General features: G+C 64.1%; 1 protein-coding gene. It reads left to right on the forward strand.

What is annotated here, in order from left to right; all coding sequences use genetic code 11:
• Window positions 1–255 precede the first annotated feature (255 nt).
• A complete protein-coding gene (locus C2U30_RS22565; RefSeq protein WP_158654769.1) occupies window positions 256–17,823 on the forward strand; it encodes a retention module-containing protein in 17,568 nt (5,855 codons plus the stop codon).
• Window positions 17,824–18,032: the final 209 nt, after the last annotated feature.

Here is an 18,032-nt window from a genome sequence, read left to right on the forward strand (position 1 = left end):
GCTGTCGTAGAAATGGGTGCCAAGAGAGCCATCTGTTTTTATGAAAGGGAAAATAAGGGCTTTATTCCAGCATATTCGCGGCCTGATAGCGTCTTATTGAATTTAATAGGACGGTTGGCGGCATTTACTTTCGATATTTTCGAAAATGACGAAGGGTTATAGGGGGTGATTGACGGTAAAATAGCCGCCTGTCACGGAGACTTTCCCTTTACGCTTCATGTGCTGGGAAGTCTGTGTTTACCCGTTGGAGGATATATGGCCGAGCTGCGAATCGATAAACCGACTCTTATTGCCAAGGTGGAGGGCGCCGTGTTTGTGATGGATGCGGACGGCTCTTTGCGCCGTGCCACCCCTGGCATGCAACTGGAGCCCGGGATGCGCCTGCTCACCGAATCCGACGGACAGGTGGAGCTGGCGGAGGCTGGCAGCGAACGCCCCGAGCCCACCCAGCCCGAGGCGGCACTGCCCGCCGGTGCCGATGCCGAGCTGGCGAGCCTCCAGGAGGCGATCCTCCAGGGGGCAGACCCGACCAAATTGTTTGAAGAGACGGCGGCCGGTAACGCGGCGGCCGCTACGGTTGGCGGTGTGGCCGGCTCCAGCGCCGGCGGTTTCGTGGTGGTGGATCGTATCAATGATGCGACCCTGGCCGAGGCGGGATTTGACACCGGCCATGAGGCGCGCCAGCCGGGCGACGAGTTGCTCTATGCCGAAGATCAGGATCTGCTGGCAGCCATCACCATCACAGAACCCCAGACCGACGACAACATCATCAATGCCGACGAGGCGACCGGCGTCATCATTCGCGGCTTTGTCGAGGACGTGGAAGTCGGCCAGACCGTCACCGTCACCCTGATAGACCAGGATGGCAATCGCCTGACCACCACCACAGTGGTGCTGCCCGGCTTCGTCTGGGAGGCAAACTTCGGCGACGTCACCGGCAAGCTGGTGGACGGCCCCCTGACCATCCAGGCCGATACCCAAGATGCAGCCGGCAACCGGGCCAGCGACACCGGCCAGACCCTGCTCGACACCATCACCACCATTACCCTGGATTTGGCGGACGAGAGCGACACCGGCACCAGCCAGACCGATGATCTGACCCGCGACACCACACCACTTCTGCAAGGGAAGGGGGAGCCTGGCGCTACCGTTACCCTGACCCTGGAAGGCAAGGTGATGGCCGTGCTCACCGTGGATGGCAACGGCAACTGGCAATATCAGATCCCCGATACCCTGGCCGATGGCCCCCATGATTTTCGCGTCGATGCGGTGGACATCGCGGGCAACCGGGCCAGTGACACCCTGACGGTGACGGTGGATACCCGTGCCGCCATCGACATCGACGATCTCGATACCGACAGCATTCTCGGCCATGACAAGGTCACCCTGAGCGGCAGTACCACGGACGTGGAGGCGGGGCAGCGGGTGACCATCACCCTGGTTGGCCAGAATGGCCAGACCCTCTTCAGCGGCAGTGCCCTGGTGGGCAGTGACGGCCGCTGGCAACTGGGAGGCCTGGATCTCTCCAGCATCCAGGGCCCCTACGAGGTACGCGCCGAGGTGACGGATCTGGCGGGCAACCGGGTGATCGACGGGGCTCCTCTCATCGGTCAGAGCGATACCCTGACCCTCTCCGAGGCGGATCTCGCCAAGGGGCCGGTGAGTGCCGCCGGATCCCTGCACACCGGAGCCGGGCTTGATGGCAACCTGCAGGTGAGTTTTGCCGCCGATCAAGGTGCCCTCAATCAGCTTGGCTTGACCAGCCACGGGACGGCGCTCGCCTACCAGGTCAGCGGCCAGACTCTCACCGCCAGCGCAGGGGGCGTGACCGTCTTCACCCTGACCCTGGCCAACGACGGCAGCTATCGCATCGTCTGGAACCAGAGCCTGGATCACGGCCAGGATAGCCTGAGCCTGCCCTTTGCCCTGGAGTACCGCGACAGCGACGGGGATCTTGTGAGCGCCAATCTCACCGTCAACCTGGTGGACAGCACACCGCCGGACTTCACCATCGCCCCCATCAGCCTCACGGAGGATGATTTCACCAATCCGGCGGCGGTGGTGGGACAGAGCCAGTTCGTGGTGGGCCATCAGTCCGATCCCTTGGTGGCAACAAGTGCCGTCTTCGCGGATCAGAGTGCAACCCTGGCCCGTCTCAACGGCAGCGGCATCAGCAGCGACGGCCACGCCTTGACCTTCGAATTCACCGGTGATCGCCTGCTGACGGGTTATTACCTGGATGGCAATGGCAAGCGGGTCGAGGTGCTGAAGGCCGAGCTGACCGCCAGCCAACATGGCAGTGATATCGACGGCAATGTCACCGTCTCCCTCAATGGGCCTCTGGACCATCAGGGCAGCGACCAGCTCTCCCTCGGGCTCACCGTTTCCGCCAAGGAGATAGATGGCGACGAGACCCGCGCCGACCTGGTTGTCTCCATCAGTGACGGTGTGGATCCCCGCCTTGGCATCGACAGCGGGGTCACCTTGCAGGAAGGGGCCTCAGGCCAGACCCTGGATGGCCAGTTGCCGGTGAGCTTGGGCAGCGATCGCCTGGTGTCGCTCAACTTCGAGGCGAACCAGCCCGGCCTGAATGGCCTCACCAGCGGCGGCCAGCCGACCCACTATCAGGTCAACGGCAACGTCATCACCCTGCTGGATGCGGGCGGCAAGACCATTCTGACCGTGACCCTGGGGCTGGATGGCAAGTACCAGGTGGTGCTCGACGGCGTGCTGGATCAACCGGTCAGCACCAACAGCGTCAACCTGGGGTTGCAGGTGCAAGGCACCGATTTTGACGGGGACAAGAGCAACCTTGGCACCCTCAATATTCATATCACCGACGGCGTGCTGCCCCAGGTCGACCCCGTCTCCCTCACCCTGGTGGAGGACAGCGACTGGAGCACGGCCCAGACCCTCACCGGGGATCTGGCCATCACCGCCGGGGCCGACCCTCTGGTCAACATCGCATTCGATGCCAGCCAGCCCGGCCTGCAGGGGCTCACCAGCGGCGGCCAGCCCGTGGTCATCAGTGTCAGCGGCAACAGCATCAGCGGCACCGTCAACGGCCAGAACGTCTTCACGTTGACGCTGGATCAGAACGGTCACTACGTCTTCACCCTGAACCAGCCGCTGGATCAGGGGAGTGCAGACAGTCTGCTCAAGGCGGGCTTTACCCTGACCGACAGTGACGGAGATAAAGTCTCCTCCACCCTGAGCGTGGCCATCGGCGACGGGGCCAATCCGGTCATCAGCGCCGTGACCGGCACCGAGATGACGGAGGCGAACCAGGGGGCGAAGGATGTGGTGAGCCACATGAGCTTCACCGTGAGCCACGGGGCTGATGCGCTCGATACGAGCAGCCTCAAATTCGATATCGCCGCCATTCAGCAGAGCCTGGATGGCAAGTACAGCAGCCATGGCAGCCCGGTCACCTTCACCCTGGATGCCAGCGGCGAGCTGGTGGGGACCAGCGCGGACGGCCGCGAGGTACTGCGGGCCGAGCTGAGCCTCGTTGAGAACAACGGCAACTGGAGCGTCACCGCCAAGGTGACCCTGGGGGCCGAGCTGGATCACCAGGGCAGCGAATCCCTCGACCTGCCGCTCACCGTCACCCTGACCGACAAGGATGGTGACAGGGTCTCCACCGACTTGCCGCTCACCATCAAGGACGGCCATGCGCCAGGTTTCGTGGCGGGCAGCGGGGTGAGCCTGGATGAGCGTGGGCTCGACGGCAGCAATACTCTGACCGGCACCGGCCACTTCCAGGTCAATGCGGGTTCGGATCGGGTGAGCGAGGTGTCGTTTGCCGACATCAGCGAGCAGCCGGCCCTGACCGCCCTGGGCCAGAGCGTCAAATACGAGCTGGTCGACGGCGATGCCAGCATCCCGGGCAATCAGGTGCTGAAAGGCTATGTGGAAGTCAATGGCCAGCGCGTCGAGGTGCTTCAGGTCGAACTGGTGGGCAAGCTGGACAACGCCGCCAGCAACGGTTTTGACTACAAGGTGACCCTCTATCAGGGGGTTCACCAGAGCGGTGGCACTGCGACCGACCTGCCGTTCAAGCTCAGCATCGTCGACAGCGACAAGGGCAGCGGCAACAACGACAGCACCACGGGCACCCTCAACATCCGCATTTCGGAAGGGGACAAACCGACCCTCAGCCTGACCGGTGTGACGGTGAGTGAAGGGCGCTTCGATGGCGCCGCCAACAACCAGACCGGCGATGATCAGCATGCCACCGGCACCCTGACCATCACGGCGGACTCCGATCCCGTGGTGGACGTGCGGCTGACCCTCTCGGGCCAAGTCGTGGATGGGAGTGGCAAGGCCATCACCCACAACGGTGAGACCCTCACCTGGCAAGAGGTGGCGGGCAGCAATGGCCACGGTTTCCAGGCAGTGACTGCGAGCGGCACCCTGGTGCTGACGGTGACCCTGCCGAGCGTGCCGGGGCGCATCGAAGCCCACACCCAGGCAACCCTCGATTACCAGGTGACGGTACACACCAACCTGGATCACGGGGCGGATGACAAGCTCAACCTGAGCCTGCCGGTGAAGGTGACCGACAGCGACGGCAGTGTGATCACCGGCAGCACCACGGCGGTGATCATCGATGCCGCCGACCCTCACCTTGGCATCGACAGCGGGGTCACCTTGCAGGAAGGGGCCTCAGGCCAGACCCTGGATGGCCAGTTGCCGGTGAGCGTGGGCAGCGATCGCCTGGTGTCGCTCAACTTCGAGGCGAACCAGCCCGGCCTGAATGGCCTCACCAGCGGCGGCCAGCCGACCCACTATCAGGTCAACGGCAACGTCATCACCCTGCTGGATGCGGGCGGCAAGACCATTCTGACCGTGACCCTGGGGCTGGATGGCAAGTACCAGGTGGTGCTCGACGGCGTGCTGGATCAACCGGTCAGCACCAACAGCGTCAACCTGGGGTTGCAGGTGCAAGGCACCGATTTTGACGGGGACAAGAGCAACCTTGGCACCCTCAATATTCATATCACCGACGGCGTGCTGCCCCAGGTCGACCCCGTCTCCCTCACCCTGGTGGAGGACAGCGACTGGAGCACGGCCCAGACCCTCACCGGGGATCTGGCCATCACCGCCGGGGCCGACCCTCTGGTCAACATCGCATTCGATGCCAGCCAGCCCGGCCTGCAGGGGCTCACCAGCGGCGGCCAGCCCGTGGTCATCAGTGTCAGCGGCAACAGCATCAGCGGCACCGTCAACGGCCAGAACGTCTTCACGTTGACGCTGGATCAGAACGGTCACTACGTCTTCACCCTGAACCAGCCGCTGGATCAGGGGAGTGCAGACAGTCTGCTCAAGGCGGGCTTTACCCTGACCGACAGTGACGGAGATAAAGTCTCCTCCACCCTGAGCGTGGCCATCGGCGACGGGGCCAATCCGGTCATCAGCGCCGTGACCGGCACCGAGATGACGGAGGCGAACCAGGGGGCGAAGGATGTGGTGAGCCACATGAGCTTCACCGTGAGCCACGGGGCTGATGCGCTCGATACGAGCAGCCTCAAATTCGATATCGCCGCCATTCAGCAGAGCCTGGATGGCAAGTACAGCAGCCATGGCAGCCCGGTCACCTTCACCCTGGATGCCAGCGGCGAGCTGGTGGGGACCAGCGCGGACGGCCGCGAGGTACTGCGGGCCGAGCTGAGCCTCGTTGAGAACAACGGCAACTGGAGCGTCACCGCCAAGGTGACCCTGGGGGCCGAGCTGGATCACCAGGGCAGCGAATCCCTCGACCTGCCGCTCACCGTCACCCTGACCGACAAGGATGGTGACAGGGTCTCCACCGACTTGCCGCTCACCATCAAGGACGGCCATGCGCCAGGTTTCGTGGCGGGCAGCGGGGTGAGCCTGGATGAGCGTGGGCTCGACGGCAGCAATACTCTGACCGGCACCGGCCACTTCCAGGTCAATGCGGGTTCGGATCGGGTGAGCGAGGTGTCGTTTGCCGACATCAGCGAGCAACCAGCGCTGACCGCCCTGGGCCAGAGCGTGAAATACGAACTGGTGGACGGCGATGCCAGCATCCCGGGCAACCAGGTGCTGAAGGGCTACGTAGAAATCAATGGCCAGCGCGTCGAGGTGCTTCAGGTCGAACTGGTGGGCAAGCTGGACAACGCTGCCAGCAACGGCTTTGACTACAAGGTGACCCTCTATCAGGGGGTTCACCAGAGCGGCGGTAACGCCACCGACCTGCCGTTCAAGCTCAACATCGTCGACAGCGACAAGGGCAGCGGCAACAACGACAGCACCACGGGCACCCTCAACATCCGCATTTCGGAAGGGGCCACCCCGACCCTCACCCTGACCGGTGTGACGGTGAGTGAAGGGCGCTTCGATGGCGCCGCCAACAACCAGACGGCGGACGACCAGCAGGCCGGCGGTACCCTCACCATCACCGCGGATTCCGATCCCGTGGTGGACGTGCGGCTGACCCTGAGTGGTCAGGTGCTGGATACGAGCGGCAAGGCCATCACTCACAACGGCGAGGCGCTCACCTGGCAGGAGGTGCCGGGCAGCAACGGCCACGGCTTCCAGGCTCTGACCGCGAGCGGCACCCTGGTGCTTACAATAACCCTGCCGAACGTACCGGGCCGCATCGAAGCTCACACCCAGGCGACCCTCGATTACCAGGTGACGGTACACACCAACCTGGATCATGGGGTGAGTGATAACCTGAGCCTGAATTTGCCGGTCAAGGTGACCGACAGCGACGGCTCGGTGATCACCGGCAGCACCACTGTGGTGATCACCGATGCCGCCGATCCTCATCTTGGCAACGACGCCGGCATCAGCCTGCAGGAGGGCGGGGCCAGCCAGAGCCTGGACGGTCAACTGCCGGTCAATGTGGGCAGCGATCGCCTGGTGTCGCTGAACTTCGAGGCCAACCAGCCTGGCCTGAATGGCCTCACCAGCGGCGGCCAGCCGACCCACTATCAGGTCAACGGCAACGTCATCACCCTGCTGGATGCGGGCGGCAAGACCATTCTGACCGTGACCCTGGGGCTGGATGGCAAGTACCAGGTGGTGCTCGACGGCGTGCTGGATCAACCGGTCAGCACCAACAGCGTCAACCTGGGGTTGCAGGTGCAAGGCACCGATTTTGACGGGGACAAGAGCAACCTTGGCACCCTCAATATTCATATCACCGACGGCGTGCTGCCCCAGGTCGATCCCGTCTCCCTCACTCTGGTGGAAGACAGCGACTGGAGCGCCGCCCAGACCCTCAGTGGGGATCTCAATATCACCGCCGGCACGGATCCTGTGGCCAACATCGGCTTCGATGCCAGCCAGCCCGGCCTGCAGGGCCTCACCAGCGGCGGTCAACCCGTGGTCATCAGTGTCAGCGGCAACAGCATCAGCGGCGCGGTCAACGGCCAGAACGTCTTTACCCTGACCCTGGATCAAGCTGGTCACTACGTCTTCACCCTGAACCAGCCGCTGGATCAGGGGAGTGCAGACAGTCTGCTCAAGGCGGGCTTCACCTTGACCGACAGCGACGGCGACACCGTTCCCTCCACCCTGAGCGTTGCCATCGGCGACGGCGCCAACCCGGTGATCAACGCCGTGACCGGCACCAGCCTGACCGAGGCCAATCAGGGCGATGCCGCCGTGGTGGGCCATATGAGCTTTACCGTCAGCCACGGCTCGGACGCGCTCGATGCGAGCAGTCTGAAGTTCGATATTGCGGCCATTCAGCAGAGCCTGGATGGCAAGTACAGCAGCCACGGCAGCCCGGTTACCTTCACCCTGGACGCCAACGGCGAGCTGGTGGGGACCAGCGCGGACGGCCGCGAAGTGCTGCGGGCCGAGCTGAGCCTCGTTGAGAACAACGGCAACTGGAGCGTCACCGCCAAGGTGACCCTGGGGGCCGAGCTGGATCACCAGGGAAGCGAATCCCTCGACCTGCCGCTCACCGTCACCCTGACCGACAAGGACGGAGACAGGGTCTCCACCGACTTGCCGCTCACCATCAAGGATGGCCATGCACCGCACTTCGTGGCGGGCAGCGGAGTGAGCCTCGATGAGCGTGGGCTCGACGGCAGCAATACTCTGACCGGCACTGGCCACTTCCTGGTCAATGCGGGCTCGGATCGGGTGAGCGAGGTGTCGTTTGCCGACATCAGCGAGCAGCCGGCCCTGACCGCGTTGGGGCAGAGCGTCAAATACGAGCTGGTCGACGGCGATGCCAGCATCCCGGGCAACCAGGTCCTGAAGGGCTATGTGGAAGTCAATGGCCAGCGCGTCGAGGTGCTTCAGGTCGAACTGGTGGGCAAGCTGGACAACGCCGCCAGCAACGGTTTTGACTACAAGGTGACCCTGTTCGAGGGAGTTCACCAGAGCGGTGGCAACGCCACCGACCTGCCGTTCAAGCTCAACATCGTCGACAGCGACAAGGGCAGCGGCAACAACGACAGCACCACGGGTACCCTCAACATCCGCATTTCGGAAGGGGCCAAACCGACCCTCACCCTGACCGGCGTGACGGTGAGTGAAGGGCGCTTCGACGGTGCCGCCAACAACCAGACCAGCGATGATCAGCATGCCACCGGCACCCTGACCATCACGGCGGACTCCGATCCCGTGGTGGACGTGCGGCTGACCCTCTCGGGCCAAGTCGTGGATGGGAGTGGCAAGGCCATCACCCACAACGGCGAGACCCTCACCTGGCAAGAGGTGGCGGGCAGCAACGGCCACGGCTTCCAGGCAGTGACTGCGAGCGGCACCCTGGTGCTGACGGTGACCCTGCCGAGCGTGCCGGGGCGCATCGAAGCCCACACCCAGGCAACCCTCGATTACCAGGTGACGGTACACACCAACCTGGATCACGGGGCTGACGACAAGCTCAACCTGAGCCTGCCGGTCAAGGTGACCGACAGCGACGGCAGTGTGATCATCGGCAGCACCACGGCGGTGATCACCGATGCCGCTGATCCTCACCTTGGCAACGACAGCGGGGTCACCTTGCAGGAAGGGGCCTCTGGCCAGACCCTGGATGGCCAGTTGCCGGTGAGCGTGGGCAGCGATCGCCTGGTGTCGCTCAACTTCGAGGCGAACCAGCCCGGCCTGAATGGCCTCACCAGCGGCGGCCAGCCGACCCACTATCAGGTCAACGGCAATGTCATCACCCTGCTGGATGCGGGCGGCAAGACCATTCTGACCGTGACCCTGGGGCTGGATGGCAAGTACCAGGTGGTGCTCGACGGCGTGCTGGATCAATCGGTCAGCACCAACAGCGTCAACCTGGGGCTGCAGGTGCAAGGCACCGACTTTGACGGGGACAAGAGCAACCTTGGCACCCTCAATATTCATATCACCGACGGCGTGCTGCCCCAGGTCGACCCCGTCTCCCTCACCCTGGTGGAGGACAGCGACTGGAGCGCGGCCCAGACCCTCACCGGGGACCTGGCCATCACTGCGGGGGCCGACCCTCTGGTCAACATCGCATTCGATGCCAGCCAGCCCGGCCTGCAGGGGCTCACCAGCGGCGGCCAGCCCGTGGTCATCACCATCAGCGGCAACAGCATCAGCGGCGCCGTCAACGGCCAGAACGTCTTCACGTTGACGCTGGATCAGAACGGTCACTACGTCTTCACCCTGAACCAGCCGCTGGATCAGGGGAGTGCAGACAGTCTGCTCAAGGTGGGCTTCACCCTGACCGACAGTGACGGAGATAAAGTCTCCTCCACCCTGAGCGTTGCCATCAGCGACGGGGCCAATCCGGTCATCAGCGCCGTGACCGGCACCGAGATGACGGAGGCGAACCAGGGGGCGAAGGATGTGGTGAGCCACATGAGCTTCACCGTGAGCCACGGGGCTGATGCGCTCGATACGAGCAGCCTCAAATTCGATATCGCCGCCATTCAGCAGAGCCTGGATGGCAAGTACAGCAGCCACGGCAGCCTGGTTACCTTCACCCTGGACGCCAACGGCGAACTGGTGGGCACCAGCGCCGACGGCCGCGAGGTGCTGCGGGCCGAGCTGGATTTGGTGGAGAGCAACGGCAACTGGAGCGTCACCGCCAAGGTGACCCTGGGGGCCGAGCTGGATCACCAGGGCAGCGAATCCCTCGACCTGCCGCTCACCGTCACCCTGACCGACAAAGACGGAGACAGGGTCTCCACCGACTTGCCGCTCACCATCAAGGATGGCCATGCGCCGCACTTCGTGGCGGGCAGCGGGGTGAGCCTGGATGAGCGTGGGCTCGACGGCAGCAACACCCTGACCGGCACTGGCCACTTCCAGGTCAATGCGGGTTCGGATCGGGTGAGCGAGGTGTCGTTTGCCGACATCAGCGAGCAGCCGGCCCTGACCGCGTTGGGCCAGAGCGTCAAATACGAGCTGGTCGACGGCGATGCCAGCATCCCGGGCAATCAGGTGCTGAAAGGCTATGTGGAAGTCAATGGCCAGCGCGTCGAGGTGCTTCAGGTCGAACTGGTGGGCAAGCTGGACAACGCCGCCAGCAACGGTTTTGACTACAAGGTGACCCTCTATCAGGGGGTTCACCAGAGCGGTGGCACTGCGACCGACCTGCCGTTCAAGCTCAACATCGTCGACAGCGACAAGGGCAGCGGCAACAACGACAGCACCACGGGCACCCTCAACATCCGCATTTCGGAAGGGGACAAACCGACCCTCAGCCTGACCGGTGTGACGGTGAGTGAAGGGCGCTTCGATGGCGCCGCCAACAACCAGACCGGCGATGATCAGCATGCCAGCGGCACCCTGACCATCACGGCGGACTCCGATCCCGTGGTGGACGTGCGGCTGACCCTCTCGGGCCAAGTCGTGGATGGGAGTGGCAAGGCCATCACCCACAATGGCGAGACCATCACCTGGCAAGAGGTGGCGGGCAGCAACGGCCACAGCTTCCAGGCAGTGACTGCGAGCGGCACCCTGGTGCTGACGGTGACCCTGCCGAGCGTGCCGGGGCGCATCGAAGCCCACACCCAGGCAACCCTCGATTACCAGGTGACGGTACACACCAACCTGGATCACGGGGCGGATGACAAGCTCAACCTGAGCCTGCCGGTCAAGGTGACCGACAGCGACGGCAGTGTGATCACCGGCAGCACCACGGCGGTGATCACCGATGCGGCGGATCCCGTGATCACCGCCATCGAGGGGGTGACCGTCAAGGAGTCGGACCTCAACGGGGGCAGTGGCCAGCATGGGGGCACCAGCCCGTCAGGCACGGGAGAGGTTGCCATCGGCCAGGTGACGATCGCCGCCGGGAGTGACCGGGTGGTTTCCCTGCAACTGGATGTAGCCCGCTTCAACGCCCTCAATACCCTGACGTCGGGGGGCAAGGCGGTCACCATAGGGGCAGACAGCCAGCCGGGTGTCTACCTTGGCAAGGACAGCGCAGGCAAGCTCATCTTCAAGCTGACCCTGGATGTGTCCGGCCGCTACACCTTCGAGCTGACCGGCAACCTGGATCACAGCGTCCAGGGCAAGGATCTGCTGGATATCCAGCTGCCCTTGCAGGCACGGGACAGTGACGGGGATCTGAGCGCCGAAGTGATCGGCCATGTGAGCGTGCAGGATGACGTACCCGTGGCCGTGGACGCGAGCAAGACCCTGAATGAAGGGGCGAAAGTGACCGGCGATCTGCTGGCCACTGCCAGCGAGGGGGCGGATGATGCGGTGGTGAGAGCGGTGACCATCAATGGCACCGAGCACCCCATCACCGCCACGGGCAACACCACCATCTCGGTGACAGACGGCACGGGGCAGATCATCGGCACCCTGGTGATCAATGCCGAGGGTGACTACAGCTTCACCGCCAAATCGGGCATCGATCACAGCAACAGCACCCTGGTACAGCAGATAGGCTTCCACCTGGTGGATGGCGACGGAGATACCGACGACGGTCTTCTGACCCTGACCATCCGGGACGAGGCTGGCAAGCTCACCGTGAGCGCAGTCACCGGCCAGGAGGATGCGGGGGCGAGCGATCCGGGCCAGGGGATCCCCATCACCATGAACCTGGATGTGGGGGATTTCGATCGGGGCGAGCATGTGGAGCAGTTGCTTATCCAGGCGCCAGCCAACGCCCAGGGCACCTTCTATTTCAACGGCGTCGCACTGACCACCATCACCCAGGGGGGCAAGACCTGGTATGAGGTGCCGCCCGCGGCCATGGTGGCGGTGGCCAACACCGATGACAAGTTCCAGCTCACCGGTGTCACTTTTGTGCCAAACCACGACTACTCGAGCTACAACAACGGAGGTGCTGCGCTGCACTTCCCGGTGCAGTTGCAGGTGGGGGTCACCGAGGGGAGCAAGCCCCCGGTGCTGACCGGCAATCTGGACATCACGGTGCAGGGCATTGCCGACAAACCCCTGTGGGATGCGGGCAGCACGCACCAGCACTACACCACGGACGAGGACAGCAGCGGCATCGCCCTCAACGTCAAGGCGGGTCTCACCGATACGGACGGCTCCGAGACCCTGAGCTACCAGATCAAATGGGCGTCCGGCCAGGGCACGCTGACCCTGAACGGCAAGGTACTCCAACCGGGTAGCAACGGCCTCTACGCGGTGACGGCAGGGGATATCAACAAGATCACCGTGGTGCCCGGCAAGGACTACAGCGGTGACATCAGGCTCATCGTGACCCCGGTGAGCACGGAGAAGAGCCCTGTGGTCAGCGGCCAGAACAAGGCGCTCGGGGATCCCCTGGATCTGGTGATCAACGTCAACCCGCAGGCGGATGACGCCAAGCTCACCGTGCGCGAGATCCAGGGCAAGGAAGACACCCTGATCGATCTGGGCAGCAAGATAGGGCTCGCCCATCTGGGAGACACCACAGATGGCTCCGAGCAGCTGTTCGTGCGCATCAGCGGCCTGCCCGCCGGCGCCACCCTGCTGCTGGGTGGGGTGGCGGTCACCCTGGATGCCAACGGCTATTACGAGGTGCCCTATGACCGCATCAATGACCTCAAGCTGCAGCCGCCCAAAAACAGCAACGTCGACTTCGATCTCACCATCAAGGGGGTGGTGAAGGACACCGCCATCCTGACCGATGCCAACGGCCAGACCCACACAGTGGTGAACGAGAAGGAGACCGGCAGCCAGAGCCTGCACGTGGATCTGGTGGGGGTGGTGGACGAACCCCATTTCGATCTCAATACCAGCGACTGGACCCAGGATGGCAACGGCTACAGCATCACCATCCAGGAGGATGGCCGGGCTCCCCTTGACTTCAAGCTCACCTCGGGGGAGTGGACCGACACCCCGCTCGATCACTCGGAAACCCTCAACCTGGTGCTGGAAGGGCTGCCGGAAGGGGCCAGGGTGTTCGACGGCAATGGCAAGGAGCTGACCCTCACCTTCGCCGGACTCGATGGCAAGGGCAATCCCCTCTATCAGGTGGATGTCTCCAGCCTCGGCAACCTGCAGATCCAGCCGCCCCCCAACAGCACCGCCGATCTGCACCTGGTCGGCCACGTGGTGGTGACCGAGAATGACGGCGACCACAAGAGCTTCGACGTGCCCCTCACCATCAAGGTGGAGCCGGCCATCGACGCCACCGACTATGCCAGGACCAGCCATGGCCTGGAGGATCAGTTCACCGTGCTGGACTGGCAGCCGGATCTGACCGACGGCGCCGAGCAGGTGACCCACCTCGGCCTCTCCGGTATCGAACCCGGGTATGAAGTCTGGATCCGGGTCGGGGGCGTGGATACCCAGCTGACGGTCACCGGCGGCGCCGTGGATCTGACCCCGAGCCAGCTCGACAGCCTGTTAAACGGCGGCCAGCTGCTGGTGAAAGGGCCCGAAGACAGCGACAGGGACACCACCCTCCAGAGCCATGTCACGGTGACGCAAGTGGATGTGGACTCCAGCGCAACCGCCCAGAAGGTGATCGACGGCACCCTGCACCTGGATATCCAGGCGGTGGTCGAGCCCGATGGCAACCTGGTGCAGACCGGCCAGCTGGAGAGCCCGGACGGGCACGCCATCCCGCTGGACGGCGTCTTCGTGTTCCAGGATCTGGATCCCAGCAGCGATGAGGTCATCGACTACCTGGTCATCAGCGATCTGCCTCCCGGCTTCGTGGTGGTGGGCGGCATCAACGATGGCAAGGGCAACTGGACGGTGCCCCACGACGCCCTCGGCAACTATGCCCTGTGCTCGCCGGATGGCTTCACCGGCACCGTCACCTTCAAGGTCAGTGCCAGGGTGATCGACCTTGGCGACAACAACGAGGGGGATGTGAGCGCCCCGGCCTATCGGGAGATCACCGCCAGCGCCGACTTCCATGCTGCGACCCACTCGGGCCAGGTGGCGGCCGATGTCGATTTTGACAACAGCGCCCCCATCACCGGGGTGGAGGATCAGGGCGTCAACTTCGGCAGCCAGTTCAAGGACATGGTGACCCTGGGCACGGCGGACATCGGCGACGACGAGCTCAGCATCGTCATCACAGGTCTGCCCCCGGGCGTCAACGTGCAGGGGCTCACCTTCGACTTCGTCAACGGCGAGTACCTCATCAAGCTGCCGGGCGGCCTCGATGATCTCGACAAGCTGACCCTGACCCTGCCGCAAGACTATGCCGGTGACGGCCTGCACTTCAACGTGCGCCTGGTCAACACCGACACCGTGAGCGGTGACACCAAGATGGTGGAGAAGGACGTCACCCTCTCCATCACCCCGGAGGTGGACATCAACGGCGGGGCGGACGGCCTGCCCGAGCTGCAACTGAACGTGAAGGATGTGAACGGCGACGGCCAGCCTGACAACCTGGAAGACACCGACATTCATCTCGATCTTTCGGTCAAGCTCGCTGACATCAGCCCCTCGGTGGCCGATGGCGGTCTCGAGACCGTGGAGCGGGTGGTCGTGACCGTGGATCCCCAATATGGTCACTTCCTCGACAAGAACGGCCAGCCGGTCTCCACCCTCACGGTGAACGACCCGGCGGATCTCAAGGATCTGGTGTTCGTGCCCAAGGAGCACTTCAGCGGCAAGGTGCCGCTGGCGGTGACGGTGGATATTCTTGATACCGCCACCACGGGCACGGATCGGGGGAGCTGGAGCGGCCACGTGAGCTTCGAGGTGCTGCCGGTCAACGATCCGGCCAACCTCACGGTCCAGAACGTCACGGGCCAGGAAGATGGCAGCGTGAGCCTGGGGGGGCTGGGGGCCAGCCTGATCGACAACGATGGCTCCGAGCAGATCGTCGGGCTGCAGATCAAGGGGGTGCCGGATGGCTTCACCCTGTCCGCCCCGGCGGTCAACAACGGCGGCGGGGTGTGGCAGGTGCCTGTTGGCACCGACTTCTCCAAGCTGACCCTGATCCCGCCTGCGGACTTCAGCGGCACCCTGGATCTGACCCTGAGCGCCTTCACCCTGGACAAGGGGCTGACCCTGCCCCTTGAAACCAGTGCGGGCTTCACCGTCACCGTCAATCCGGTGGGGGATGCGGTCATCACCGACATGCAGGAGCAGGCGAGCGGCACCGAAGGGGATGTGATCACCCTGAACCTGGGGGTGGAGACCCGGGATACCCAGGCTACCGGCGGTAATGCCGGCAATGTGCACGAGAACGGGCCCGAGCAGGTGCGCGTCATCCTGGAAGGGGTGCCGGACGGGGCAGAGATCCGCCTGCCGAGCGGGGTGAGCGGCACCGTGGTGGATCTCGGCGGTGGCCGCTGGCAGGTCACCACGGACGGCGGCAAGCTCGACGCGGTGGAGCTCGTGACCAACGACGCCAACGGCGCCATGGCGATCAAGGTGACGGCCCAGAGCCTGGACAACGGCGCCCTCGGCCCCGAAGTGAACGGCACCATCCATCTCGATGTGAGCCCGGTCAACGACGCCCCCGTCAACGTGCTGCCCGATGATCCCCAGGTGGCCCAGGAGGACGAGCCGTTCGTCATCCAGGGTCTGCAGGTCAAGGACGTGGATGCGGGCAACGGCATCATGGAAGTGCGCCTCTCGGTGGAGCACGGCACCCTGACCCTGCCGGCCGGGAGCGGCGTGACCCTGACCGGCAACGGTACCGGCGATGTGGTGCTGACCGGCACGCTGGCGGATCTCAATGCCCTGCTTTCGGGCGGCGTCACCTATCAGGGCGACCCGGACTTCCATGGTAATGACGCCTTGACCATGGTGACGGACGATCGGGGCAATACCGGCAGCGGTGGCGCCCTGAGTGACACCGATGTGCTGCCCATCCTGGTACAACCGGTCAACGATGCCCCCGTCAACCAACTGCCGACGACGCCTCAGGTAGCGCAGGAAGATCAGCCCTTCACCATTCACGGGCTGCAGGTGAGCGATGTGGATGCGGGCAACAGCCCCCTCTCTGTCACCCTCTCCGTGCTGCACGGTACCCTGGAACTGGCGGCGGGCAGTGGCGTGACGGTGAGCGGCAGCGGCAGCAACACCCTGGTGCTGAGCGGTTCCCAGGATGCCATCAATGCCTTGCTCGCAGGGGGCGTGACCTATCAGGGCGAGCAGGACTTCAATGGCCAGGATGCCCTGACCATGGTGACCAATGATCTTGGCAACACCGGCAGCGGTGGTCCCCTGAGCGATACCGACGTGCTGCCCATCGAGGTCGAGCCGGTCAACGATGCCCCTGTCACTCAGGTGCCGGGCTCATTGCAGGTGAAAGAGGATGGCTCCCTGTCGCTCACCGGGATCAGCGTGAAGGACGTGGATGCGGGCAGCGCCCCCATCTCCATGGTGCTGCGGGTGGAGCACGGTGTGCTGACCCTGCTGGGGGCGGCAGGCGCCGTCTCGGTGCAGGGGGCGGGGACCAGCGTGGTGACCCTGGTCGGGTCGCTCGATGATCTCAACGGCCTGCTGGCAGGCAACCTGCACTACGAGCCAGCCAGGGACTTCTGGGGTCTGGACAACCTGAGCATCACCACCTCGGATCAGGGCAATACCGGTGCCGGTGGCGTCCTGACCGACAGCGCCCAGATTGCCATCCAGGTGACGGCCGAGCCGGACGATCCCCAACTGGGGGTCGGCACCCACGATATCCTTGCGTTGCAAGGGGCCTGGGTGCCGCTCAACCTCAGCGCCAGCGTGGTCAATCCGGCCCCGGGTGAGCTGTCGGTGCGGATCCAGAACCTCGGCAGCGCCCAGGTGGTGGACGAGCACGGCCAGAGCGTCGGCCACGCGGATGGCAACGACTGGTTGCTGCCGATGGACCAGTCCGTGCCCATCTACCTCAAGGATCTGCCGGCGGGGGATCATGCCCTCACCCTGAGTGCCGAATCCAGCCTGGGTGGCAGCACCCTGAGCTCGGCCACGGAGACCATCACCATCCACAGCCAGAGCGGTCACGATCTGCTGGGCTCGGATCAGGGGGACTGGCTGTTCGGCTCCTCCGGCAATGATCGCCTCCTGGGCGGCATGGGAGATGATGTGCTGCGGGGCGGTCAGGGCAACGACATCCTGACCGGTGGCGCCGGCAGCGATCTCTTCGTGTGGGGCAGTGGTGACGAGGGGACGACGGCCTCTCCGGCGATAGACACCATCACCGACTTCCGTCCCCAGGAGGGGGACAGGATCGATCTGGCGGACCTGCTCAAGGGGGTGACCGACAACAGCGTGGATGGCCTGCTGGGTCATCTCCAGGCATCGGTGACCAGCACCGGCAATGGCCTGAGTGACGTGAGCCTGTCGGTCTCCCCGGCGGGGGATGGCAATGTCACCCAGCAGATCACCCTGAAGGACGTGGATCTGAGTGGCTGGAACCTGAGCGGTTCCTCCTCTCACGACATCCTGCAATCCATGCTGGATCAGCACAGCCTGATCATCCAGCACCCCTGATGGGGTGAGATGATGCAAAGAGCCGGCGAATGCCGGCTCTTTTTTTGGCTGAATATGCTGGCTTGATATTTCCTGGTGGTGGTAATGGGAGATGGTTTTTAACAGAGTGGGTGTTGTTGCTGCTTTTCACTGTGTGGGTGGTTCAAACAACCAAAGGAATTCGCCGCCCGGGCCTCCCATCGGGCTGCCCGGGCGGCGTCAGGGCCTTG

The sequence above is a fragment of the Aeromonas sp. ASNIH5 genome, assembly GCF_002902865.1.
Taxonomy (GTDB): domain Bacteria; phylum Pseudomonadota; class Gammaproteobacteria; order Enterobacterales; family Aeromonadaceae; genus Aeromonas; species Aeromonas caviae.

Excerpts from the sequence above, each read along its gene's own strand:
- C2U30_RS22565 (WP_158654769.1), top strand. The coding sequence starts at position 256 with ATGGCCGAGCTGCGAATCGATAAACCGACTCTTATTGCCAAGGTGGAG.